General features: G+C 64.1%; 17 protein-coding genes and 2 tRNA genes. 8 read left to right on the top strand and 11 right to left on the bottom strand.

Translation table 11 applies throughout. The annotated features are described in order from the left end of the window. Window positions 1–41 precede the first annotated feature (41 nt). The 3 genes from ASF61_RS22135 to ASF61_RS22125 form a co-directional block, all read right to left on the bottom strand. Window positions 42–1,898 (bottom strand): DUF885 family protein, encoded by a 1,857-nt coding sequence (locus ASF61_RS22135; protein WP_056160988.1) that lies wholly within the window; start codon window positions 1,896–1,898, stop codon window positions 42–44. A 174-nt stretch (window positions 1,899–2,072) separates the two neighbouring features. Next, window positions 2,073–2,690, bottom strand: coding sequence for an HAD hydrolase-like protein (locus ASF61_RS22130; RefSeq protein ID WP_229205970.1), 618 nt, complete (start codon window positions 2,688–2,690; stop codon window positions 2,073–2,075). A gap of 108 nt (window positions 2,691–2,798) precedes the next feature. After that, window positions 2,799–4,664, bottom strand: coding sequence for a phosphoenolpyruvate carboxykinase (GTP) (locus ASF61_RS22125; RefSeq protein WP_056160983.1), 1,866 nt, complete (start codon window positions 4,662–4,664; stop codon window positions 2,799–2,801). A 335-nt stretch (window positions 4,665–4,999) separates the two neighbouring features. Here ASF61_RS22125 and ASF61_RS22120 point away from each other — a divergent pair, with 335 nt between their 5' ends. Continuing rightward, the gene (locus ASF61_RS22120) at window positions 5,000–6,013 is read left to right on the top strand and encodes a D-2-hydroxyacid dehydrogenase family protein (protein WP_056160981.1); all 1,014 of its coding nucleotides are present in this window, start codon (window positions 5,000–5,002) and stop codon (window positions 6,011–6,013) included. Between the two features lie 292 nt (window positions 6,014–6,305). Here the strand turns inward: ASF61_RS22120 and ASF61_RS22115 are convergent, their stop codons facing one another. Then, window positions 6,306–7,064: a hypothetical protein gene (locus ASF61_RS22115; protein ID WP_056160979.1), complete on the bottom strand. Its 759-nt coding sequence runs from the start codon at window positions 7,062–7,064 to the stop codon at window positions 6,306–6,308. Between the two features lie 159 nt (window positions 7,065–7,223). Here ASF61_RS22115 and ASF61_RS22110 point away from each other — a divergent pair, with 159 nt between their 5' ends. Then, the gene (locus ASF61_RS22110; RefSeq protein WP_056160978.1) at window positions 7,224–7,709 is read left to right on the top strand and encodes an asparaginase domain-containing protein; all 486 of its coding nucleotides are present in this window, start codon (window positions 7,224–7,226) and stop codon (window positions 7,707–7,709) included. A gap of 104 nt (window positions 7,710–7,813) precedes the next feature. On the opposite strand, the gene ASF61_RS22105 is transcribed toward ASF61_RS22110, so the two are convergent. From ASF61_RS22105 to ASF61_RS22095, 3 genes are all read right to left on the bottom strand, one after another. After that, window positions 7,814–8,710, bottom strand: coding sequence for a recombination-associated protein RdgC (locus ASF61_RS22105; protein ID WP_056160975.1), 897 nt, complete (start codon window positions 8,708–8,710; stop codon window positions 7,814–7,816). 97 nt (window positions 8,711–8,807) lie between these two features. Continuing rightward, on the bottom strand, window positions 8,808–9,956 hold the full coding sequence (gene dinB / locus ASF61_RS22100) for a DNA polymerase IV (RefSeq protein ID WP_056160973.1): 1,149 nt from the start codon (window positions 9,954–9,956) through the stop codon (window positions 8,808–8,810). Window positions 9,957–10,027: 71 nt separating this feature from the next. After that, window positions 10,028–11,305 (bottom strand): MFS transporter, encoded by a 1,278-nt coding sequence (locus ASF61_RS22095; RefSeq protein ID WP_056160972.1) that lies wholly within the window; start codon window positions 11,303–11,305, stop codon window positions 10,028–10,030. A gap of 153 nt (window positions 11,306–11,458) precedes the next feature. On the opposite strand from ASF61_RS22095, the gene ASF61_RS22090 reads away from it, so the two are divergent. From ASF61_RS22090 to ASF61_RS22065, 6 genes are all read left to right on the top strand, one after another. Beyond that, window positions 11,459–11,534 (top strand) — tRNA-Val (locus ASF61_RS22090). Window positions 11,535–11,552: 18 nt separating this feature from the next. Beyond that, window positions 11,553–11,629 (top strand) — tRNA-Asp (locus ASF61_RS22085). Between the two features lie 82 nt (window positions 11,630–11,711). After that, window positions 11,712–12,902, top strand: coding sequence for a hypothetical protein (locus tag ASF61_RS22080; RefSeq protein WP_056160970.1), 1,191 nt, complete (start codon window positions 11,712–11,714; stop codon window positions 12,900–12,902). Then, window positions 12,893–13,510, top strand: coding sequence for an ATP-binding cassette domain-containing protein (locus ASF61_RS22075; protein ID WP_056160968.1), 618 nt, complete (start codon window positions 12,893–12,895; stop codon window positions 13,508–13,510). The genes ASF61_RS22080 and ASF61_RS22075 overlap by 10 nt, the downstream gene beginning before the upstream one ends. 147 nt (window positions 13,511–13,657) lie before the next feature. Beyond that, entirely contained in the window at window positions 13,658–14,137 is a 480-nt protein-coding gene (locus ASF61_RS22070) for a cyclic nucleotide-binding domain-containing protein (protein ID WP_056160966.1), read from the top strand. Next, window positions 14,134–15,261: an AI-2E family transporter gene (locus ASF61_RS22065; RefSeq protein ID WP_056160964.1), complete on the top strand. Its 1,128-nt coding sequence runs from the start codon at window positions 14,134–14,136 to the stop codon at window positions 15,259–15,261. Before ASF61_RS22070 ends, ASF61_RS22065 begins: the two co-directional genes overlap by 4 nt. Before the next feature lie 73 nt (window positions 15,262–15,334). Here the strand turns inward: ASF61_RS22065 and ASF61_RS22060 are convergent, their stop codons facing one another. The 4 genes from ASF61_RS22060 to ASF61_RS22045 form a co-directional block, all read right to left on the bottom strand. After that, window positions 15,335–16,390 carry a YhcG family protein gene (locus ASF61_RS22060; RefSeq protein ID WP_056160962.1) on the bottom strand — a complete coding sequence of 352 codons (1,056 nt, stop codon included), beginning with the start codon at window positions 16,388–16,390 and terminating at the stop codon, window positions 15,335–15,337. A 139-nt stretch (window positions 16,391–16,529) separates the two neighbouring features. Continuing rightward, window positions 16,530–18,125 (bottom strand): alkyl hydroperoxide reductase subunit F, encoded by a 1,596-nt coding sequence (gene ahpF / locus ASF61_RS22055; RefSeq protein ID WP_056160961.1) that lies wholly within the window; start codon window positions 18,123–18,125, stop codon window positions 16,530–16,532. A 100-nt stretch (window positions 18,126–18,225) separates the two neighbouring features. Continuing rightward, the gene (gene ahpC, locus ASF61_RS22050) at window positions 18,226–18,789 is read right to left on the bottom strand and encodes an alkyl hydroperoxide reductase subunit C (RefSeq protein ID WP_056160958.1); all 564 of its coding nucleotides are present in this window, start codon (window positions 18,787–18,789) and stop codon (window positions 18,226–18,228) included. A 128-nt stretch (window positions 18,790–18,917) separates the two neighbouring features. Continuing rightward, window positions 18,918–22,067, bottom strand: a complete 3,150-nt coding sequence (locus tag ASF61_RS22045) for an EAL domain-containing protein (RefSeq protein ID WP_229205969.1) — start codon at window positions 22,065–22,067, stop codon at window positions 18,918–18,920. Between the last annotated feature and the right edge of the window lie 12 nt (window positions 22,068–22,079).

Here is a 22,079-nt window from a genome sequence, read left to right as displayed (position 1 = left end):
GATGACGGATTTGCGGCTAGCTGCTCACAGCTAAATATGCATCACTGCACCATCACCCTCTTCTCCCGCGCCACCCAGTCCTTGATATGCGTCTCCAGCACATCGAGCGGCAGTGCGCCGGCGCCGAGCACCTGGTCGTGGAAGCGGCGGATATCGAAGCGATCGCCCAGCTCCCTGCGGGCATCATCGCGCAGGGCGAGGATTTTCAGCTGGCCGATCTTGTAGCCGAGCGCCTGGCCCGGCCACACGATGTAGCGGTCGGTTTCGCTCTGCACATCGACTTCCTCGATGGCCGAGTGGGCATGGAAGAAGTCCACCACCTGCTGGCGCGTCCAGCGCTTGTCATGCAGGCCCGTATCGACCACCAGCCGGATCGCGCGCAGCATCTCGTCCTGCAAGTGGCCATAGTAGCTGTAAGGGTCCTTGTAAAAACCGAGTTCCTCGCCCAGCCGCTCCGCGTACAGCGCCCAGCCTTCCACGTAAGCAGTGTAGTTGCCCTGCTGGCGGAAGTCCGGCAAGCCGGCGATTTCCTGGGCGATGCTGATCTGCATGTGGTGACCGGGCACGCCTTCGTGCAGCGCCGTGGTCTCGATGCCGATCACGGAACGGTCCTGGTAGTCGCCGGTGTTGACCATCACCCGGCCCGGCCGCTTGCCGTCCGGCGAGCCGGGCAGGTAGGCCGCTGCCGACGCGCCCTTTTCGCGGAAGCGTTCCACTTCGGTGATCTCCACTTTGGCCTTGGGCAGTACGCCAAACTGCTGCGGCAGCTGCGCGGTCATCTGGTCCGTATATTTCCGGTACAGGTCGATGATGTTCTGGCGCGAGGTCGGGCGCAGCGCCCGGTTGTCCTTGAGCGCCCGGTTGAACGCGGCCAGGTCGCTGTAGCCGAGTTTTTGCGCCGTGGTCAGCATCTGCGCTTCGATGCGCGCCACTTCGGCCAGGCCAAGCTGGTGGATAGCGTCCGGCGTCATGTCGGTGGTCGTCGCATTCTTCACCTTGAAGGCATAGCGCGCGGCGCCGTCCGGCAGCGACCACATGCCCACGTCCTGGCGGCCGTGCGGCAGGTATTGGGTTTTGGTGTAGACCGCCAGCTTTTTATACGCAGGTGCCACATCCTTCGTGATGGCCGCCAGCGCCTCGCGCGTCAGACGCGCCTTGTCGGCAGCCGAAAACGTCTTGGGGAATTTTTTCAGTGGCTGCGCAAACGGCGAGTCGGCCGCCTTCAGTGCCGCCATGTCCTCGCACTGCTTGACGATTTTCGGGATCAAGAACTTCGGCGGCATCAGGCCGTCCGCCACGCCCCTGGCCATCTGCACCCGGTTTTCCTCGAACAGCCGCGGCACCGCGTGCAGGCGCTTGATGTAGTCGTCGTAATCCTTGACGGTCTCGAAGTTCCAGGCGGAGACGATCATCGGCAGGTCGATGTGGATGCCCGAGTTTTGCGCCAGCGGCATTTCCCAGTCCTTGAAGCGGGCGCCATCGACGGTCTGGCGCAACTGGCGCACCATCAGCTCCTTGTTCAGCTGTTCCTGAGCGGGAAAGCCGGCGGTGTCGATCGCCTCGAAGCGCTGCAGGAAGTCGGCGCTGGCCTCGATGTCGGCCTCGATGCCGGCTTGCGAAAAGTCGGACAGCTTGTCGTTGTAGCGTTTATCGCCGAGCATCGACGCCCATTCCGGGCTGCTGCGCATCGTGTCGTCCCACTGCGCCTTGATCAGGGCAGCGAGGGCGGCGCGGCGCGCCGCGAGATCGCCTGCCGCACGCTGCGCATCGCGGTTCGCTGGCGGGGTGGAGGCATGGGCATCGGCATCGGTCGGTGCCACCTGGGCATGGGCCACGCCCAGCATCAGGGAAAACAGCAGGGCGCTGGCGGCGCCGATTCGGGTCGTTGCAGTGGTCATGGTGGCCTGGACGGTTTGGGGTAGGGATTGCACTGTAAGCGATCGCATCGCCGCGGCGCCAGGCTTTGTGACAGGCTGCACGAATGCGGCCCTGGACTGCAGGGCGCCGGTGTAAAGGGACCGCGAAAAACCACCACGAGCGGCGGGTCGCACAGCAGGTTTTACGAGCCTCCCTTAACCGAGCCAGTCCGCGACCTGGTGGAACACGTAGCGCGGCTGCTGCGCCACCAGGGCGTCGAGCTGGTTGAAACCCCAGGCCACGGCGCCGAAATCGACGCCCGCCTCCGCTGCCACGCGGGCGTCGCGCAGTTCGTCGCCGATCAGCACCGCATCGGCTTGCGCAATGCCGGTGGCAGCGAGCACCTTGCGTATCTTGGGCAGCTTGCCAAACAGGCCCGCGCCGCACTCCACCTGGCTAAATAGCGCCAGCAGCTGCGGGCCGAGGATGCGCTGCACGTTGGCGCGCGAGTTGGAGGTGACGATGGTCAGCACCGCACCGCGCGCGTGCAGGGCGCGCAGCGCGGCATCGACGCCGTCGAACAGCCGTATCGCATGCGCTTCGTCGCCGATGCGTGCGCGCATGAAACGGGCGATGGCCGGGGTTTTCCACAGCGGGATGTCGTGCAGCGCCATGATCTGGCGCGCGTCGAGGCCGCGCAGGCGCTGGGCGTTGGCGCGGTCGAGCGGTGTGAACCGGTATCTGGCCGCGGCCTCGTCGAACACGCGCACGAAGCAGGGAAAGGTATCGGCCAGCGTGCCGTCGAAGTCGAAAATGATGAGCTTGCGGTTCACGGGGGATCGCTGCCTGGAAGTGTCGGTTGCGCCAATCGGCGGGCCCAGCATACACGAAAAAAAAGCGGTGCATGTTTCCATGCACCGCCTTCGATACGCACCGGACGCTTACTTGGCCAGGCGCTGTTCCAGTTCGGCTTTGACTGCCGTCAGTTCCGGCGGCAGGTGGTAAGCGAGCTTGGTGAACAGTTCTTCGTGCAGTTTCAGTTCTTCGCGCCAGGCATCCTTGTCGATCGAGGTGATGGTCTCGAACTCTTCCGGCGTGAACGGGATGCCGTCCCAGTGGATGTCGCCGTAGCGCGGAGTGGTGCCGAAGATGTTTTCGACGCCGCCGGCCTTGCCTTCGATACGCTCGAGCATCCATTTCAGCACGCGCATATTGTCGCCGAAGCCAGGCCAGACGAAGTGGCCCTGTTCGTCGGTGCGGAACCAGTTGACGCAATAGATCTTCGGCAGGGTGGCGCCGTCGATCTTGCCCAGTTTTTCACCGAGGTTGAGCCAGTGCTGGAAGTAGTCGCTCATGTTATAGCCCATGAACGGCAGCATGGCGAACGGATCGCGGCGCACCACGCCCATCTGGCCGGCAGCAGCAGCAGTGGTTTCCGACCCCATGGTGGCAGCCATGTACACGCCTTCGACCCAGTTGCGCGCTTCGGTTACCAGCGGCACGGTGGTCGAACGGCGACCGCCGAAGATGAAGGCCGAGATCGGGACACCGGCCGGATCGTCCCAGGCCGCGTCGATCACGGGGTTCTGGGTGGCAGCCACGGTGAAACGGGCGTTCGGGTGGGCGGCCTTGGTGCCGGAGGCCGGGGTCCAGTCCTTGCCCTGCCAGTCGAGCAGGTGCTCGGGCGCCTGCTTGGTCAGGCCCTCCCACCAGACGTCGCCGTCGTCGGTCAGCGCGACGTTGGTGAAGATGGTGTTTTCACGCATCGACGCCATGCAGTTGAAGTTGGTTTTCTCGTTGGTGCCGGGCGCCACGCCGAAGTAGCCGGCTTCCGGGTTGATCGCGTACAGGCGGCCGTCGGCGCCGGGCTTGATCCAGGCGATGTCGTCGCCGATGGTGGTCACTTTCCAGCCGTCGAAGGTACCGGGCGGGATCAGCATGGCGAAGTTGGTCTTGCCGCAAGCGGACGGGAAGGCGGCGGCAACGTAGTGCTTCTTGCCTTCTGGCGATTCCACGCCCAGGATCAGCATGTGTTCGGCCAGCCAGCCCATGCCGTCCTTGGCCTGGTCCTGGTGGCCCATGGTGGAAGCGATGCGCAGCGCGAAGCATTTTTTGCCCAGCAGCGCATTGCCGCCGTAGCCCGAACCGTAGGACCAGATTTCGCGGGTTTCCGGGTAGTGGACGATGTACTTGGTGGCGTTGCACGGCCAGGCCACGTCTTTTTCGCCGGCCTTGAGCGGTGCGCCCACGGTGTGCACGCACGGCACGAATTCACCGTCAGCGCCGAGCACGTCGTACACGGCCTTGCCCATGCGGGTCATCACGCGCATGTTGACGGCCACGTAAGGCGAGTCGGACAGCTCCACGCCGATGTGCGCAATCGGCGAACCCAGCGGGCCCATCGAGAACGGCACCACGTACATGGTGCGGCCGACCATGGCACCGTCGAACAGCGGGTTCAGCGTGGCGCGCATTTCGTCGGGCGCCATCCAGTTGTTGGTGGGACCGGCCTGTTCGCGGGTGGCCGAGCAGATGTAGGTGCGGTCTTCCACGCGCGCGACGTCGGTCGGATCGGACAGGGCCAGGTAGGAATTCGGACGCTTGGCTTCGTTGAGTTTTTTCATGGTGCCGGCGGCAACCATTTCCGCGCACAGGCGGTCGTACTCTTCCTGCGAACCATCGCACCAGTAGATGCGGTCCGGTTTGGTCAGTGCGGCGACTTCCGTCACCCAATTGATCAGTTTCTGATGCTTGATGTAAGCTGGGACGTTCAGCGTTGCAACGCCACCCATGATGGGTTGATTCATACTACCTCCAATGCCAATTAAAATTCTGTCGGCAGGATCGTCGTCGATAAGCTTAGAGGAAAGCTTGCAATAGATGCAGCGCTCGGAATGCTCATCCGGGATGAGTCGGCGCCTTGCCTATTTACGGCGGTCTTGTCGTGGAACCCCGTCCTGTGAACCGGGCTAAGACAGCCAAATCGATGTTTAGCTGTTCATTTTTTGAGCGATTGTACACCGCTGGTCCGACGTTTCAACAGAAATGTAGGAGAAATTGTTGAGTAAAGTAGTAAGCTATTCGGGATTTTGCAGGGTTCGTTATTCCGCTACGAATTTCAATCTAAGATCGGTTATCTCACATGAAAATCGCCATACTTGACGACTACCAGAACGCCAGTACCGGAATAAAAAGTTATGAAATATTGAACGGTCACGACGTGAAAGTATTCAATAACACAACAAAAGGGCTGGGCCAGCTGGCGATCCGGCTCGCGCCCTTCGAGGCGCTGGTGCTGATCCGCGAGCGCACGGCCCTGAACCGCGCCTTGCTGTCCAAGCTGCCCAACCTGAAGCTGATTTCGCAGACCGGCAAGCTGGCCGGCCATGTCGATATCGCGGCTGCGACTGAGCTCGGGATTGCGATTGCCGAGGGCGTCGGCTCACCGGTCGCGCCGGCCGAGCTGACCTGGGCCCTGATCATGGCTGCCGCCCGCAAGATCGTCCCCTATGCCAACAACCTGCGCGACGGCCTGTGGCAAACCGCGTCGGTCAACCCGCAATTGAATGGCCTGGGCTTCGTGCTCCGGGGGCGCACGCTCGGCATCTGGGGTTACGGCAAGATCGGCCAGCTGGTGGCCGGCTATGGCCGCGCCTTCGGCATGCAGGTGGTGGTGTGGGGCAGCGAGAGCAGCCGCAACAAGGCGGTAGCCGACGGCTATGGCGCGGCAACCTCGCGCGAGGAATTTTTTGCCCAGGCTGACGTGCTGAGCCTGCACCTGCGGCTGAACGACGCCACGCGCGGCATCGTCACCGCCGACGACCTGGCGCGCATGCAGCCGGGCGCCCTGTTCGTCAATACCAGCCGTGCCGAGCTGGTGAGCACCGGTGCGCTGGAGCAGGCGCTGGCGCAGGGCCGGCCCGGCTATGCGGCGCTCGACGTGTTCACCTCGGAACCATTGGCGCCCGACGACGCGCTGCTGCGCATCCCGACCGTGCTGGCCACCCCGCATCTCGGCTACGTGGAGCAGGACAGCTACGAGCTGTACTTCCGCCACGCGTTCCAGAACATCGTCGACTTCGAGGCAGGCAAGTTTGACGCGATCCACAACCCCGACTTCCAGCGCAACGCGCGAGGCAGCAAGCGCCCGGCATAAGCTTCAGCGCAAAGCGCAGCGGCGAACAGGACGACTGTACGGCGAGGCGCTGCAACGCAGCTATGAAAGCGTTAACGTGCGCAGCCAGAGCGTCCGGCATAAGCTTCAGAGCAAGGCGCAGCGCCGAAGACAGTACGGCTGTACGGCGAGGCGCTGCAACGCAGCTATGAAAGCGTTAACGTGCGCAGCCAGAGCGCCCGGCATAAGCTTCAGAGCAAGGCGCAGCGACGAAGACAGTACGACTGTACGGCGAGGCGCTGCAACGCAGCTATGGAGGTTATGGCGGGCACTCTCAGTCGGTTTTTTCAGGCAGGCCGGTCAGGTTAATGCGCGGCGCCGGCATCACATGCACCTTGCTCCACAAGCCAGCCCAGCCGGGTGGCCAGGTGAGGTCAGGGCCGCTGTATGGCGGCAGCGTGGCGCGCACCGGGATCACGGGCACCGGCGGCATGTCGGTCAGCGCAGATCCGTCGGGGCGCTGCATGTCCAGGCTGTACATATAGCCGGGCAGCAGCGCGTCGCAGACGCCGGCGAACCAGGCGGTGTGGTCCTCGTCGCGCCCCAGCGCCTGCGCCAGTCCTTGCGGATCGAATTTTGCCAGCGCGTGGATCAGCTCTTCGGTGCTGGCGCCCGGGTTGTCGCCCCAGCCCATTACCGGGTTGCTGTTGTAGTCGGCGCCGGACCCGTACCAGCCTTCGCGCCACGATCGCTGCATCCAGTCGCGCTTGCCGGTGAACAGGTGCCAGCGCCAGTGCAGGCCGGACGGCTTGGGCCATGCATACAGGTACAGTTTTTGATAACCGGCCTGGTGCAGTGCGCGCACCACGGCCATCAGCCGCGCATGCGGCATGCGGTCGGGCGGCGCGCGGCGGAACAGGATCGCTTCGCCATCGGCATACTGGACCGCGTCGGTGGACAGATTGAGGTCGAGCGTGCGCCCTTCGCTGCCGAAGCGCGCAGAGATCCAGCCGGTCAGCAGGTTGACGGCCGTGATCACGCCATAGCCACGATGGCGGTGAAAAATAACAGTTCCAGGCGCTAGCGCTTTCATCATCCACTCAACGGTTTCGGGCGCAAGACGGCCCGGCAAACAGACAATATAGGCATGCTACGCGCATATTTCCAGTGCGAAGACGACTGTTTGTCGATTATTTTGCGGCAGCCGTTTGGGTTATGATGCAGATCATTTTTTACGGGACCCGGCTACATCATGACCTTGCGCATCCTCGCCACCGGCGGCACTTTCGACAAACACTACAACGAACTCAACGGTACCTTGGGCTTTGCGGACAGCCATGTACCGGCCCTGCTCGAGCGCTGCCGGCTGACAGTGGACGTGGCGCTGGAACAATTGCCGCTGATGGATTCGCTGGACATGGTCGATGCCGACCGCGAGCGCATTCTCGCTGCGTGCCGCGATGCCAGCGAAAAAGCCATCGTCATCATCCACGGCACCGACACCATGCCGCAGACGGCTGCCGTGCTGGGGCCGGCCAACCTGGGCCAGACCATTGTGCTGACCGGCGCCATGATTCCGTATGCGATTGCCAATTCCGACGCGATGTTCAACCTCGGTTTTGCCTGCGGCGTGGCGCAGACCCTGGCGCCCGGTGTGTACGTGGCGATGAACGGCAAGATTTTTGCCTGGGATAATGTGCAGAAAAACAAGGCGGCTGGGGTGTTCCAGCCGCTGTAGGTTTGATTGGATCCCCGCCTGCGCGGCGGTCCGCCGGTACGCGATGACGGTTCAGGGACCAGCGGCTGAACGTCCATCATCGCGCAGTGGCGGGGTCCAATGCATCAGGCTTTCGCTTCGCCGCCCAGCGCTTCCACCACGTCGGCCATCATCTTGGCCAGCTCGCCCGTCATCAGCATGAAGTCGCCATCAAAACGCTCTTCGTCGTTGCGGGTGCTCGATTCCTTTTCGGCCAGCACGTCGAGCGCCTTGACGCTCTTGATCGCCAGCGATTCGGTCAGCACGAACGAGATCTTGCTGTCCCAGGTCAGCGCCAGGCGCGTGCACTGCTTGCCCGCTTCGATGTGGCGGCGCACTTCGGCCGGTTCCAGCGTGTGGCGCACATAGCGCACGGCCGCCTTGCTCTCGCCGGTGGCGCGCAGTTCGGTATCCATGTCGACCGTGAAGCCGGCCGGCGCTTCGTCGGTCTGCAGCCATTCGGTCATCACGCCCACCGGCGAGCGCTGCACGCGCAGGCTTTCCAGCGGCAGCTTGTCGACTGCCTTGAGCAGCAGCTTGATCACTTCGTCGGCCTTGGCCGGGCTGGCCGCATCGACCACCAGCCAGCCGTTGACCGGGTCGATCCAGGTCCAGACATTGCCACGGATCGAGAACGCGCGCGGCAGCAGTTCGTCGGCCACGCGCTCCTTCAGTTCCTTCATTGCCTTCTTGCCGGGCGCAAAACCTTGTGCTTCTTCCATCTCGGCCGCGCGGGCCTTGGCCACCTGGTTGATCACGCTCGATGGCAGCAGCTTTTTCTCGGTGCCGAGCACGATCAGCATCTGCTTGTTGACCACGTGGACCAGGCCGCCGTTAGGACGCGGCTTGTCCCAGCCCTGGCGCAACAGTTCGTTGCTGCTGGCAGGCACGAACGCGTGCGGTGCAAGCGCGGCTTCCAGTTGTTCGGGGGTGTAGGCCCAAGGGGCCGGCAGACGATAAATCTGTAGATTCTTGAACCACATGAGTGTTGCCTTGTCCTGAATTGAATGTTCCAAAGGAGCGCCATTTTACACGGTGATGGCAGCGACTAACCGTTTACAAAACGGGTACAGCGGGCGGCTAGGCGAACAGGTCGCCCTGTACCGGCGGCGGCCGATGGGCAGCCTCGCCCGGCACTTCGAGCGTGCTGGCACGCACCCCGAGCAGGCGCAGCTTGCGTTGCAGCGGCACCCGTTTCAGGCACTCGCGGGCGGCCTGCAGGATGGCTGCCGCATCGGCCACCGGCTCGGGCACGGTGACGTTGCGGCTGACGATCTGGAAATCGTCGTAGCGCAGCTTGATGCTGATGGTGCGGCTCACATACCCCTTGCGTTTCAGGTCTTCGGCCAGCCGGTCGCACAGCGTGGTCAGGATGCCCGACAGCGTGTCGCGGTCCTGGCGCGCGTGCAGGTCGCGCTCGAACGTGGTTTCACGGCTCATCGATTTGGCGCGGGCGCGGTTGGCCACCACGCGCTGGTCGATGCCGTGCGCGGCCTGCGTGAGCCACGCTGCGTAATGCGCACCGAAGTAATCCTGCAGCATCCCTTGATCGGCACGCGCGAGCTGGCCGATGGTCTCGATGCCGAGCGACGCCAGCTTGGCCGTGGCCTTGGGGCCGATGCCGTTCACCTTGCGCACATGGAGCGGCCAGATCCGCTCCGGTATATCGTCGAAGCCGAGGATGGTGATGCCATTGGGCTTGTTCAGGTCCGAGCAGATCTTCGACAGCAGCTTGTTGGGCGTGATGCCGATCGAGCAGGTCAGGCCGGTGGCGTCGAACACGGCCTGGCGGATGCGCGCGGCCAGCTCGGCGGTCTCGCCCTCGACCTCGGTGAGGTCGATGAAAATCTCGTCGATGCCACGGTCTTCGATCTGCGGCGCAATCGTCGCCACGGCCTGCTTGAACAGCCGCGAGTAGTGGCGATAATCGTCGAAATTGGCCGGCAGCAGGATCGCGTCCGGCGCCAGCTTGGCCGCCTTCATCATGCCCATCGCCGAGCCGACGCCAAACGCGCGCGCCTCGTAGGTGGCGGTGGTGATCACGCCGCGACCGACATAATGGCGCAGGCGGGCAAACTGGTAACTGCCGTCGGCTTGCAGCACAGGCGTCGCGTTGCGTCCCCCGATCACCACCGGCTGGCCGCGCAATTGCGGATAGCGCAACAACTCGACGGACGCGAAAAACGCATCCATGTCGAGGTGGGCAATACGACGGGCGGTATCAACCATGCGGCGGCTAGATTCACTGGCACTATTACTGTAAATACATACAGTATCTACGGAAACTGGATCGGTTGCAACTACCGCGCTGCGGCCGCACGCGGCACGCCCGTCACCACCAGCACCGCCCCGGCCACCAGGCTCGCTGCCAGCAGGTAGATGCCGCTGGCCGTGTTGCCGGTTGCATCCTTGATGGCGCCGACCAGATAGGGGCTGACGAAGCCGGCCAGGTTGCCCAGCGAGTTGATCATGGCGATGCCGGCCGCTGCCGCCGCGCCGCCGAGCATGGCCGTGGGCAGGCTCCAGAAAATCGGGAAGGTGGACAGGATACCGGCCGTGGCCACGCTCAAGGCCGCCAGCGCGATTGCCGTGTCGTTGCTGCAGGCAGTGGCCACCACCAGGCCCAGCGCACCGGCCAGGCCGGCGCCGGCCGCGTGCCAGCGGCGCTCGCCGCTGCGGTCCGAGTGGCGGGCGGCGGCCACCATCACCACGGCCGCCACGCCATACGGAATCGCCGTGAGCAGGCCGATGTGCAACACGTCGGTCACGCCGCTGTTCCTGATCAGCTGCGGCAGCCAGAAGCTCACGCCATACAAGCCCATCACGAACAGGAAGTACACCAGCGCCAGCAGCCACACGGTGCCGCTGGCAAACACCTGCACCAGCGGCAAGTGTTGCTGGCCCACGCGGTCGCGGGCGATGGCGTCTTCCAGCACACGCTTGTCGGCGTCGCTGAGCCAGCTGGCGTCGCGGATGCCGTCGTCGAGGTAGAACAGGGTCCAGAGCCCGAGCAGCACCGACGGGATGCCTTCGAGCAGGAACAGCCACTGCCAGCCGGACCAGCCGTGCGCACCGTCGAAGGCCTGCAGGATCCAGCCCGACAGCGGACCGCCGACCACGCCGGCCACCGCCACCCCGCTCATGAAGACCGCCACCATGCGCGCGCGCCGCTGCGCCGGATACCAGTAGGTCAGGTACAGGATGATGCCCGGGAAAAAGCCCGCCTCGGCGGCGCCCAGCAGGAAGCGCAGCACGTAGAAGCTGGTGACGCTGGTGGTAAACATCATGGCCGACGAGATCAGGCCCCAGCTGATCATGATGCGCGCGATCCACAGGCGGGCACCGGCGCGCGTCATCAACAGGTTGGACGGCACCTCGAACAGGAAATAGCCGATGAAGAACATACCGGCGCCCACGCCGTACACGGTGTCGGAAAAGCGCAGGTCGGCCAGCATCTGCAACCTGGCAAAGCCCACGTTGACGCGGTCGAGATAGGCCGCGACAAAGCACAGGAACAGCAACGGCATCAGGCGCCAGCTGACGCGGCGGTACAGGGCATCGTGGGAAGGGTCGTGCATGCGGAAGTTCCTGGAAGAGAGACGGCGACGCCATGATAGGGCCTGCGCCGGAGAATTTTCTAAATAATTTATAAAACCCCTTGCGGACTTGGTAAACGCCCCTGTAGAATACGGCCTCGTTCAGCAGTTGCAACAAAGACTGCAAGGTTTTCTGGGTGCTTAGCTCAGTTGGTAGAGCGGCGCCCTTACAAGGCGTAGGTCGGGAGTTCGAGCCTCTCAGCACCCACCAAGAAAGCCTGAAAACGTAGGAGTGGTAGTTCAGTTGGTTAGAATACCGGCCTGTCACGCCGGGGGTCGCGGGTTCGAGTCCCGTCCACTCCGCCAACATTCCTTAAGGGCCCGAAGCGTCATGCGCTTCGGGCCCTTATTCATTTCTGCATCAGTTTCGGGCAATATATTGCAACCGATGAAGACGCCCCCCTATTCCTATCTCTCCTTCCGCCGCCAGGTGGCGCGCAAGGCGCTGGGGCAGTTTATCGCCAGCCTGGTCAATTCACTCGAAGTGGTGCTGCTGGCCTTCGGTCCCGTCATGCTGGGCCTGGTCGCCTGCATCGCCCTGCCCGGCCTGCTGGCAGCAACGCTGCCGTGGTACCAGGCCGTCGGCCTGTTGCTGGTGCAAGCGCTGCTGGTGACCGCCCCGGTATGGCTGCTGCGCCAGCGCCTGCACCCGCTGGACGTGGCGCGCTGGAGCCGGGCCTTGCCCATTTCGGCGCGCCAGCAGTGGCTGGCGGAAGCCGCAGTGGCCGGCCTGATCGCGGGCCCGCTGGCGCTGGCGCATGCGGTGTCGTGCGCGCTCTGGTTCTACCAGTGGCCGGACTGGCTGCAGCCGGTGGCGCCGCAGGCGCTCGCTTGCGCAGCGCTGTCGCTGCTGCTGGGATGGGCGCTGGCGACGGTGCTGCTGATGCGGCGCGCGAGGCCGGGGCCGCCGCGTGCCGCAGCCGGTTCGCCCGCTACGACGACCCACTATGACGCGCCGCAGCGGGTGCGCCTGGCCGGCTTGCACTTCTGGCGCCAGCTGTTCTGGCTGCCATGCTGGCGCGGCGACAGCGCGGTCGGCATCCGCCAGACCTGGCTGTTCTTCGGCGCCCTGCTCAGCATGGTGCTGTGGCTGTCGCGGCCCGCGCTGGTGGCCTGGATGCCGCCGGCCGTCTGGGGCGCGGGCACGTCCATGCTGTTGATGCTGCTGACCGACCGTGGCGACAAGGCCGTGACCGAACAGATCGCGCTGCTGCGTCCGGCGGTGGCCAGCTGGCCGCTGGCGCTGGAGCGCCTGTTTACGGGCGCAATCGCCGCAACCCTGCTGCCGGGCGCAGTGCTGATGGCCTGCTTCGCAGCGCTGGCGCTCGGTCACGCGACCGGTGTCGGCGCGGGCGCGGGCGCGGGCGCTGGTGCTGCGGATGCCTTGCGTGCTGCGGGCACCGGTGCCGCCGGCGCCGCCGGCTTGAGCCATACTGTGGCGCTGGTCTGGCTGGCCTGCGCCGGCGTGGCGCAACTGGCCATCGTCGGGCTGCGCACGCTGACCGCGCGCGGCCGCGTGGTACTGGTCATGGGCGCCGTGTTGATCCTCACTGCGATTGGAAGCGAATTATGGAACTGACACCCGTGCTGGCCATCTCCGGGCTGACCTTCAACCACCCGGGCCGCGCGCTGTTTCGCGGCTTCGACCTGCAACTGGGTACCGGCGTCACCTGGCTGCGCGGCGAAAATGGCGCCGGCAAGACCACCTTGCTGAAACTGGCCGGTGGCGCCATGACGCCGCACGGCGGCAGCATCCGTCTCGATGACGTGGACATCGCCGCGCAGCCGCTGGCCTACCGCCTGCAGGCCTTCTATTGCGGCGGCGACTTGCCGCAACTGCCGTGGCTCACCATGCGTGAACTGTTCGACCTGCACCTGTCGCTATACCCGGCCACCGACGCCGCGCTGCTCGATGCCCAGGTGCAGGCGCTGCACCTGGGCGGCGCGCTCGAACAGCCATTGACCACGCTGTCGCTGGGCCAGCACAAGAAGGTGCAACTGGCGCTGGCCCTGGCGCTGCCGGTGCGCCTGCTGCTGATCGACGAACCGTTCAACGGCCTCGATGCCGACGCCATGGCCTACCTGCGCGGCCAGCTGGCGGCACCGGCGCGGCTGGCGCGCCAGTGCATCGTGCTGACCAGCCACCTGGAACCGGCGCTGCCGCTGGCGCGCACGGTGATGCTGTGAGACTGTCACGATCGCCGCTGAGCTGGCCGTAGCGCGCCGGACCATGCGCCTGAAATATTTTGCGCCGGGCCCGGCCAGAATGACCGGGCAGGCGGCAAACCGGCGACAATAGCGCTTGCCTTCAGTCTTGCTAGCGGAGTTGTCCCGATGTTCGGTTTTCTCAAGTCCCCCACCCTGTCGCCCCGGCTGTTGCAGCTCAAGGCCTCGGCGCTGTTCGACACGCTCACGCCGCTCGAGCTGCAATCGATCGATGGGCTGATCCACGAGCGCCGCTACCTGGCCGACGAAATCATCTTCGACGAGGGCGAGGAAGGCCAGGCGCTGTACCTGGTGATCTCGGGCCGGGTCTTGATCAGCCGCCTGCACCACGGCGGACGCGAACTGGTGGCCGAGCTGGAACCGGGCGACTTCTTCGGCGACCTCGCGCTGCTCGACAACGCCCCGCGCAACGCGCAGACGCGCGCCATCGACAACTGCGAACTGGCCGTCTTCTTCCGCGGTGACTTCCTGGGCCTGATGGAGACCGATGCCGTGATCGGTTACAAGATCGCGCTGGCGCTGGCGCGCCACCTGGGCGGACGGCTGCGCGAGTGGATGGTGGGCGCCTCGCGCACCGAGGTGCTATGAGCGTGCTGGCCACCCATCAGCGCGCCGGTCCTGTCGTCTGGATCGGCATCGTCGCGGCCACCTGCATGCTGCTGTTCCTGCTGCAGCAAATGCTATTCCTGGCGATCCCCTTCCTGCTCGGTATCGTGCTGTACTACATCCTGCTGCCGCCGATGCGCAAGCTGCTGCGCATGGGTTTTGGCCACAGCACGGCCGCGCTGCTGGTGGGCCTGCTGTTTGCGCTGATCGTCGGGCTGGTCGTGTTCCTGATCATGTTGTGGCGCTCGGCGCCGTCCGAGTCGTGGCAGCACACCTTGTCCATGTATCTGGCCGGCGGCATCGAATTCGTGCGCCACACCACCCAGGCGCTCGAACAGCAGTTCCCGCTGCTCAAGCAGGTCAAGTTCGCCCGCAACATCAACAACCGCCTGACCTCATTTACCGGTGGCTTCGTGCAGAAGCACCTGACCGACATCCTGGTCTCGACGGCGGCCTGGCTGCCGTCGCTGCTGCTGGCGCCGTTTTTGACGTTCTTCTTCCTGCGCGACGGTACGCGCTTCAAGAAGTTTCTGGCGCGGGCCGTGCCGAACGCCTTTTTCGAGCGCACCCTGTTCCTGCTGCACGAGGTGCACCAGACTGCGTACCGCTACTTCCAGGGCCTGCTCAAGCTCACCATCCTCGATACCGCCGTGCTGGCACTGGGGCTGTGGGCGATCGGTGTGTCGTCGCCGCTGCTGCTCGGCTTCGTGGCGGCGGTGCTGGCCTGGGTACCGTACGTCGGTTCGATCGTCGGCTGCATGCTGGTGGTCACGGTGGCCTCCACCGATGCGCCGAACAACCCGATGGTGGCCTACCTGGCGATCGGCGTCTTCATCTTCGTGCGCCTGCTCGACGACTTCGTGTTCATGCCGCTCACGCTGGGCCGCAGCCTGCACATCCACCCGCTGATCACGGTGCTGATGATCTTCATCGGCGGCTCGGTGGCCGGCGTGGCCGGCCTGATGCTGGTGCTGCCGCTGCTGGGCGTGGTGATGGTCATCGGCGAAACCCTGGGCCGCCTGATCACCGACCCGCGCCTGCGCGCGCGCCACCGCAACGCGATACACTTGCGGACCAGGCAGGCCAGCATCGATCTGGTGCAGTGAAGATGAAACCTCGCAGGTTTTCAAGGCTGGGACCTGTTGACCACGTGACATGCGCGCCACTGGACTTGGCGTATCAGCCATCGGCTTCCCGTGCATTGGATTGCTCCACCTGCAGTTGCGCCCGTTCTGCTGCCTGTTGTAACCTGGCTGCCAGCATTGCACGGGGCGGCAAGGTCGTCAGATACTCGGCAACGTGAATGCCAGACTTGTCCAATTCCAGCAATTCGATTTGCTCTGATTTTTTACCTGTACAGAGAATGATGCCCAAAGGCGAATCTTCAGTGGGTTCCCGTTCGAACTTGTCCAACCATCGCAAGTAAAGCTCCATCTGCCCCTTGTAGGCTGCTTTAAACTCGCCAACCTTGAGTTCCACCGCAACCAAGCGGCGCAGTTTGCGATTGTAGAACAGCAGATCGAGGTGGAAATCGTCATCATCGATCTGGATACGCTTTTGTCGCGCGACAAATGTAAACCCGACACCTAATTCCAGTAAAAACAATTCCATTTCACGAATGATTGCACTCTCCAGATCGCTTTCATGCCAAGTATCTTTCAACCCCAGAAAATCGAGGATGTAGGGATCGCGCAGCATCAACGTGGGCGACATCCGCTTTTTGTGATGCATGGCAGCAAGCTCTTCTGTAATCAGTGCATCGGGCTTTCGGGACAATGCAGTGCGTTCGTACAGCATGGAATCAATCCTACCCGCTAAGGATCTCACGCTCCAACGCTCGATACTGGCCATCTGCGTGTAGTAGTCACGCCGCATCGGCTCTTTAATAGCCAATAACATGACGAAATGAGACCAACTCAATTGTCGCGACAGTGTCGCGACAATTGCTTCATCCGGATAAGTGATCGCGAACTTGACCATTCTTCGTAGATTCTTCTCGCCAAATCCCCGACCATGTCGAAGCGTCAGCTGCTCAGCAAGAGAAGATAAAACTTCTTCGCCATATTCAGCTCGCCTGCCGGCCAACAGCTCAGCGTGTATCCGCCGGCCAATACGCCAGAACAGCAATGTCAGCTCCGCATTAACAGCAACGGCAGAGCGTTGACGCGAAATCTCGATCAGCGCTTGTATATCGCCCAGCAAAACCGTGGAACTCGGGGATATAGAACCGCCCATGGCTGCCTCCGTCGTAGAAACGGTTTAGACCGCACCTCATATGGAAAGTTCTGCGCTCTTTCATCTTCAGTGTAACGAAGCCATGAAAAAAACCCCGGCACAGACCACTGTGCCGGGGTTTTTTTTAAGCAGAAAACGCTTATGCCGTCATCGCATGCTTCTCGGCCGACTCTTCCACCACTTCCATGTCCGAGCGGATCAGGTGATCGAAGGCCGACAGGGCGGCTTTGGCGCCTTCGCCGGTGGCGATGATGATCTGCTTGTACGGCACCGTGGTGACGTCGCCGGCCGCGAACACGCCGGGGACCGAGGTCTGGCCGCGGGCGTCCACTTCGATCTCGCCGTGGCGCGACAGGGCCACCGTGCCCTTGAGCCATTCGGTGTTCGGCACCAGGCCGATCTGCACGAACACGCCTTCCAGGTCGATCTTCTTGGCGGCGCCGGACACGCGATCGTTGTACGACAGGCCGTTGACGATCTTGCCGTCGCCGTGCACTTCGGTGGTTTGCGCCGAGACGATTACCGTCACGTTGGGCAGGCTGCGCAGCTTGCGCTGCAGGACTGCGTCGGCGCGCAGCTCGGCGCCGTATTCGATCAGCGTGACGTGCTTGACCAGGCCGGCCAGGTCGATCGCCGCTTCCACGCCCGAGTTGCCGCCGCCGATCACGGCCACGCGCTTGCCCTTGAACAGCGGACCGTCGCAGTGCGGGCAGTAGGCCACGCCCTTGTTGCGGTACTCTTTTTCGCCGGGGACGTTGATTTCCCTCCAGCGCGCGCCGGTCGCCAGGATCACGGTTTTGGCTTTCAGCACCGCACCGCTGGCCGTCTGCACTTCCACCAGCTTGGCGCCCGGCACCAGCTTGGCGGCGCGCTGGGTGTTCATGATGTCGACGTCATAGGCCTTGACGTGCTGCTCGAGCGCCATGGCAAATTTCGGGCCGTCGGTTTCCTGCACCGAAATGAAATTCTCGATGGCCATGGTGTCGAGCGTCTGGCCGCCGAAGCGCTCGGCCAGCACGCCGGTGTTGATGCCCTTGCGGGCAGCGTAGACCGCCGCAGCCGCGCCGGCAGGACCGCCGCCGACGATCAGCACGTCGAACACGTCTTTCTTACTCAGCTCAGCTGCCTGGCGCACGCCGGCATTGGTATCGAGCTTGGCGAGGATTTCCTCGACCGTGGTGCGGCCCTGGCCGAAGTGCTGGCCGTTCAGGAACATCATCGGCACGGCCATGATCTGGCGCTCTTCCACTTCTTTCGGGAACAGGCCACCATCGATGGTGGTGACCTTGATGCGCGGGTTGATGACCGACATGGCGTTCAGTGCCTGCACCACGTCCGGGCAGTTATGGCAGGTCAGCGACATGAAGGTTTCGAATTCGTAATCGCCGTCGAGATTGCGGATCTGCTCGATGGTGGCGGCATCGAACTTGATGGTGTGGCCGCCCACATGCAGCAGCGCCAGTACCAGCGAGGTGAACTCGTGGCCCATCGGAATCGCGGCAAAGCGCACGCCGACATCGGCGCCGGCGCGGTTGATGCTGAAGGAAGGCGTGCGCACGCCGGCTTCGGCGCGCTCGACCAGCGTGATCTTGTCGCTCAACAGGACGATTTCCTGGAGCAGTTCTTTCATCTCGCCGGCTTTGGCGCTGTCATCAAGCGAGGCGACCAGCTCAAGCGGATACACCACTTTTTCCAGGTAGGATTTCAGTTGGGTTTTGAGGGTAGCGTCTAACATGATTCTGTTCTTCCTTTACAAATATTTAGGCGTATGCCGGGCCGGACGCCCGGGCCGGCATCGCGGTAACTACTTGTTTGCTGCGGTGTGATCCAAAAACTTAGATCTTGCCAACCAGGTCCAGCGACGGGGTCAGCGTAGCGGCGCCTTCGGTCCACTTGGCTGGGCATACCTGGCCTGGGTGCTCGGCAACGTACTTGGCGGCTTTCACTTTGCGCAGCAGCTCGGTGGCGTCGCGGCCGATGCCGTTGTCGTGCACTTCCATCACCTTGATCTGGCCTTCCGGATTGATGACGAAGGTGCCGCGCAGTGCCAGGCCTTCTTCTTCGATCATCACTTCGAAGTTACGCGACAGCTTGCCGGTCGGGTCGCCGATCAGCGGGTAGTTCACTTTCTTGATGGCGTCCGAGGTGTCGTGCCATGCCTTGTGAGCGAAGTGGGTGTCGGTCGATACGCCGTACACGTCCACGCCCAGCTTGGCGAATTCAGGTTGTTGCTCGGCCAGATCTTCCAGTTCGGTTGGGCACACGAAGGTGAAGTCGGCTGGGTAGAACATCAGCACGGCCCACTTGCCCTTCAGGGATTCGTCGCTGACTTCGATGAATTTACCGTCAACATAAGCGGTGGCATTGAATGGCTTGATTTGGGTATTGATCAGGGACATAGTCGTTTCCTCGTTGGGTTGTGAATCATTGAGACGCCAGTGTATCGCCTTTTACCCTATTTGCAAAATTGATTGTTCCAATAGTTTCGATTTGTTTTGCCTATGATGGCGCGCGCCGGCGATAGCCGTTACGCGATCTGCGCCCGCAGCAAGGCGTCAAAGTCGGTGGCCGGCATCGGTTTGGCGAACAGGTAGCCCTGGCCGTAGTCGCAGCCGGCGCGCGCCAGCAGCTCGCGCTGCGCGGGCGTCTCGACGCCTTCGGCAATCACTTTGAGGCCCAGCTTGTGGGCCATGACGATGATCGCCTCGGACAGCGCCATGTCGCTCGAGGCAGGCGCCAGGTTGCGGGTGAACGAGCGGTCGATCTTCAGGTAATCGATGTCGAATTTCTTCAGGTACGACAGCGACGAGTAGCCGGTGCCGAAGTCGTCGAGCGCCACCTGGATGCCGGCGTCGCGCAGTTGCAGCAGCTTGTCGCTGACGGTGCTGCTGGCGTCGAGCAGCAAGCCTTCGGTGATTTCCACCACCAGCGCCTGGCCCGGCACATCGAGCTGGCGCAGGTGGTGCAGCCAGCCGGCATAGCCGGCGCCGTCGCCACTGTCGTGCTGGAATTCCAGCGGCGACTGGTTGATGCTGATCTGGAACGCCGGATCGACGGTGGCGCGCCAGCGCTGGGCCCAGCCGGCCGCCTCCTCGAACACCCACTGGCCGATATCGCGGATCAGGCCACTCGCCTCGGCCAGCGGGATGAATTCGGCCGGCCCGACCATGCCGCGCTGCGGGTGCTGCCAGCGCACCAGTGCCTCGGCCTTCCGGATGCGCCCGGTCGCCAGGTCGACGATGGGCTGGAAGTACAGCGCCAGCTGTCCGCCCTTGATGGCGCCGCGCAGGTCGTTGGTCAGGCGCATGCGCTTGAGCGCGGCCACCTGCAGGGCCGGCGTGAAGTAGGCGTAGCGGTTGCGGCCGGCGTTCTTGGCTGCATACATGGCCTGGTCGGCGTGCTTGAGCAGGTCGTCGATGTCGAGCGCATCGTCCGGGTACAGCGTGATGCCGATGCTGGCCGAGACGAAAGCCTGCTCCTGGCCCAGCGCGAACGGCGCCCGCAGGCTGTCGATGATGTGCTGGGCAATATGGGCCACGCGGTCGGTGCCATCGAGTTCGGTGAGCACGACCGTGAATTCGTCGCCGCCCAGGCGCGCCACCGTGTCGGTCTTGCGCACGCAGGCGCCGATGCGGCGCGCGGCGTCCACCAGCAGGATATCGCCCTGCTGGTGACCGAGCGTATCGTTGACTTCCTTGAAGTGGTCGAGGTCGATGAACAGCAGCGCCAGCCGCGAGCGCTCGCGCTGGCTGCGCAGCACTTCGGTTTTCAGGCGGTCGAGCAGCATGCGCCGGTTGGGCAGCTGCGTGAGCGGGTCGAAGTTGGCCTGCTGCCAGATCAGCTCCTCGCGCTGCTTGTCGGCGGTCACGTCCTCGATCATGCACAGGTGGTGCAGGTGACCGCCGGCATCGGCGATCGTGTCGGCGGCGGTATCGATGGCGGTGATCGACATGTCGATCCAGGCCAGCGCGCCATCGGGCCGGAATACCCGGATCGTCGCCTTGAACGCGGCGATCCGTCCGGCGCTCAGCTGCGCCATCTGCGCCTTGCACTGGGCCACATCGTCGGCATGGGTCAGGTCGAGCCACTTCTGGCTGCGCAACGCGTCCAGCGGCCGGCCCAGGATGTCACTGTAGCGGGCATTCACGTCGCGATATGCATAGGTGACCGAATCGACCAGCGCCATGCCCAGCGGCGAGGCTTCGAACATGGTGCGGAAGCGCTGCTCGCCCTGGCGGATCGCCGCATCGGCGCGGCGCCGCTCGCGCGACAGCAAAATGACATGCACCGCGCCCGCCAGCACCAGCAGCATCACCGCCGCACCGAGCATGCGGTAGAGCCACACGGACTTCCTGCGGTTGTCCGGGTCGTACAGGAAGCCGTCGAAGCGGACACCGGGCGGCAGCATGCCCAGGCTGGCATACACATCGGCGATATGGCGCCAGCGCTGGGGATTCATGTAACCGATCTCGACCAACGTCGGCTGCACCAGCGCCATCATCTGGCGCGCTTCGTACAGCAGGTGCTCGCGGTCGTTGCGGCGCGAATATTTGTTGAGGATCAGGTCCACCGTTTCTTCCTGGTGGCTCATCGCCCATTGCCAGCCGCGCAGGCTGGCGGCGCGGAAAGCGCGCACCCGGGCCGGGTTGGCGGCCACTTCGCGCTCGCTGGTAAACAGGTTGTCGCCGTAGAAATCGATGCCGGCCGAGCGCGGCGTGTAGAGGTCGTAGGCGAAGCCGGCGCGGTCGAAGAGGTCGGGCTCGTTGGTGAGATAAACCCCCATTGCCGCCACCTTGCCGTCGATCAGGTCACGCGGATCGTAGCTGGGCGCCACCCGCTCGTAGCTGCCGGCCGGCACGCCCTGCTTGACCAGGAAGGCCAGCAGTTCATCGGCGTTGCCCATGCCGCTGGCCAACGTGCCCAGCATCAGGCGCTTGCCGCGCAGCCGGCGCAGGTCCTGCGGCTGGCCCGGCAGTTGCGGCATGGCCAGCGCATAGGGCGAATGCTGGAAGATCACGCCCAGCGCCACCACAGGCCGGCCCGAGAGCCGCGCCAGCAACAGGCTGCTGCCGCCGACGCCGAAGTCGGCCTTGCCGGACAACACGTCGCGCTCGGCCTGGCGGCTCTCGGTCGCTTCCAGAATACGCACGTCGAGCCCGGCATCGCGGTAGTAACCCTGCTCGAGCGCCGCGTAGTAGCCGGCAAATTGAAATTGATGGGTGTGCTTGAGCTGGAGCGTGACGCGCTCCAGCGCTGCCGCCGGCGCGGCGCCGCAGACCAGCGCCAGCCAGACCGGCGCGACCAACCGGCGCCAGGCGGCGCGCGTCAGACGGCCCGACGGGTGGAAGCGGCTGCCCACGGCATCGGGCAGGCAGCGGCACGACAGTTGGCGGCGACAGGCGCCGCCCGACGGACGACCCGCAAGGCCAAGACGGCTGCACAGGACGTCGTTCAGACAGCGGTTGGCCACCAGGTGGCGACAGGCGCCGCCAGACGGACGACCCGGAGGGCTGCAGCGGCTATGCATGGCATCGTGCTGGCAGCTGCCCAGACAACCATGCGCGCAGCGGCGCCCCGCCTGGCCGACGCCGGGGCGCGCTAGAAGGTCCCAGCGGTCCAGGCGCTCCAGGCTGCAGCGCCACCAGCGGCTCAGCAAGCGGTTCAGCAAGCGTAACAAGCGGACATCAGC

This window comes from Duganella sp. Leaf126 (genome assembly GCF_001423125.1).
GTDB lineage: Bacteria > Pseudomonadota > Gammaproteobacteria > Burkholderiales > Burkholderiaceae_D > Rugamonas.
Note: the sequence above shows the minus strand (reverse complement) of the source record. Positions and strands in the feature narration are given on the sequence as shown.

Excerpts from the sequence above, each read along its gene's own strand:
- ASF61_RS22095 (WP_056160972.1), bottom strand. The coding sequence starts at position 11,305 with ATGCACGACCCTTCCCACGATGCCCTGTACCGCCGCGTCAGCTGGCGC.
- ASF61_RS22115 (WP_056160979.1), bottom strand. The coding sequence starts at position 7,064 with ATGAAAGCGCTAGCGCCTGGAACTGTTATTTTTCACCGCCATCGTGGC.
- ahpC (WP_056160958.1), bottom strand. The coding sequence starts at position 18,789 with ATGTCCCTGATCAATACCCAAATCAAGCCATTCAATGCCACCGCTTAT.
- ASF61_RS22065 (WP_056160964.1), top strand. The coding sequence starts at position 14,134 with ATGAGCGTGCTGGCCACCCATCAGCGCGCCGGTCCTGTCGTCTGGATC.
- ASF61_RS22110 (WP_056160978.1), top strand. The coding sequence starts at position 7,224 with ATGACCTTGCGCATCCTCGCCACCGGCGGCACTTTCGACAAACACTAC.
- ASF61_RS22070 (WP_056160966.1), top strand. The coding sequence starts at position 13,658 with ATGTTCGGTTTTCTCAAGTCCCCCACCCTGTCGCCCCGGCTGTTGCAG.
- dinB (WP_056160973.1), bottom strand. The coding sequence starts at position 9,956 with ATGGTTGATACCGCCCGTCGTATTGCCCACCTCGACATGGATGCGTTT.
- ASF61_RS22125 (WP_056160983.1), bottom strand. The coding sequence starts at position 4,664 with ATGAATCAACCCATCATGGGTGGCGTTGCAACGCTGAACGTCCCAGCT.
- ASF61_RS22135 (WP_056160988.1), bottom strand. The coding sequence starts at position 1,898 with ATGACCACTGCAACGACCCGAATCGGCGCCGCCAGCGCCCTGCTGTTT.
- ahpF (WP_056160961.1), bottom strand. The coding sequence starts at position 18,125 with ATGTTAGACGCTACCCTCAAAACCCAACTGAAATCCTACCTGGAAAAA.
- ASF61_RS22075 (WP_056160968.1), top strand. The coding sequence starts at position 12,893 with ATGGAACTGACACCCGTGCTGGCCATCTCCGGGCTGACCTTCAACCAC.
- ASF61_RS22060 (WP_056160962.1), bottom strand. The coding sequence starts at position 16,390 with ATGGGCGGTTCTATATCCCCGAGTTCCACGGTTTTGCTGGGCGATATA.
- ASF61_RS22080 (WP_056160970.1), top strand. The coding sequence starts at position 11,712 with ATGAAGACGCCCCCCTATTCCTATCTCTCCTTCCGCCGCCAGGTGGCG.
- ASF61_RS22105 (WP_056160975.1), bottom strand. The coding sequence starts at position 8,710 with ATGTGGTTCAAGAATCTACAGATTTATCGTCTGCCGGCCCCTTGGGCC.
- ASF61_RS22120 (WP_056160981.1), top strand. The coding sequence starts at position 5,000 with ATGAAAATCGCCATACTTGACGACTACCAGAACGCCAGTACCGGAATA.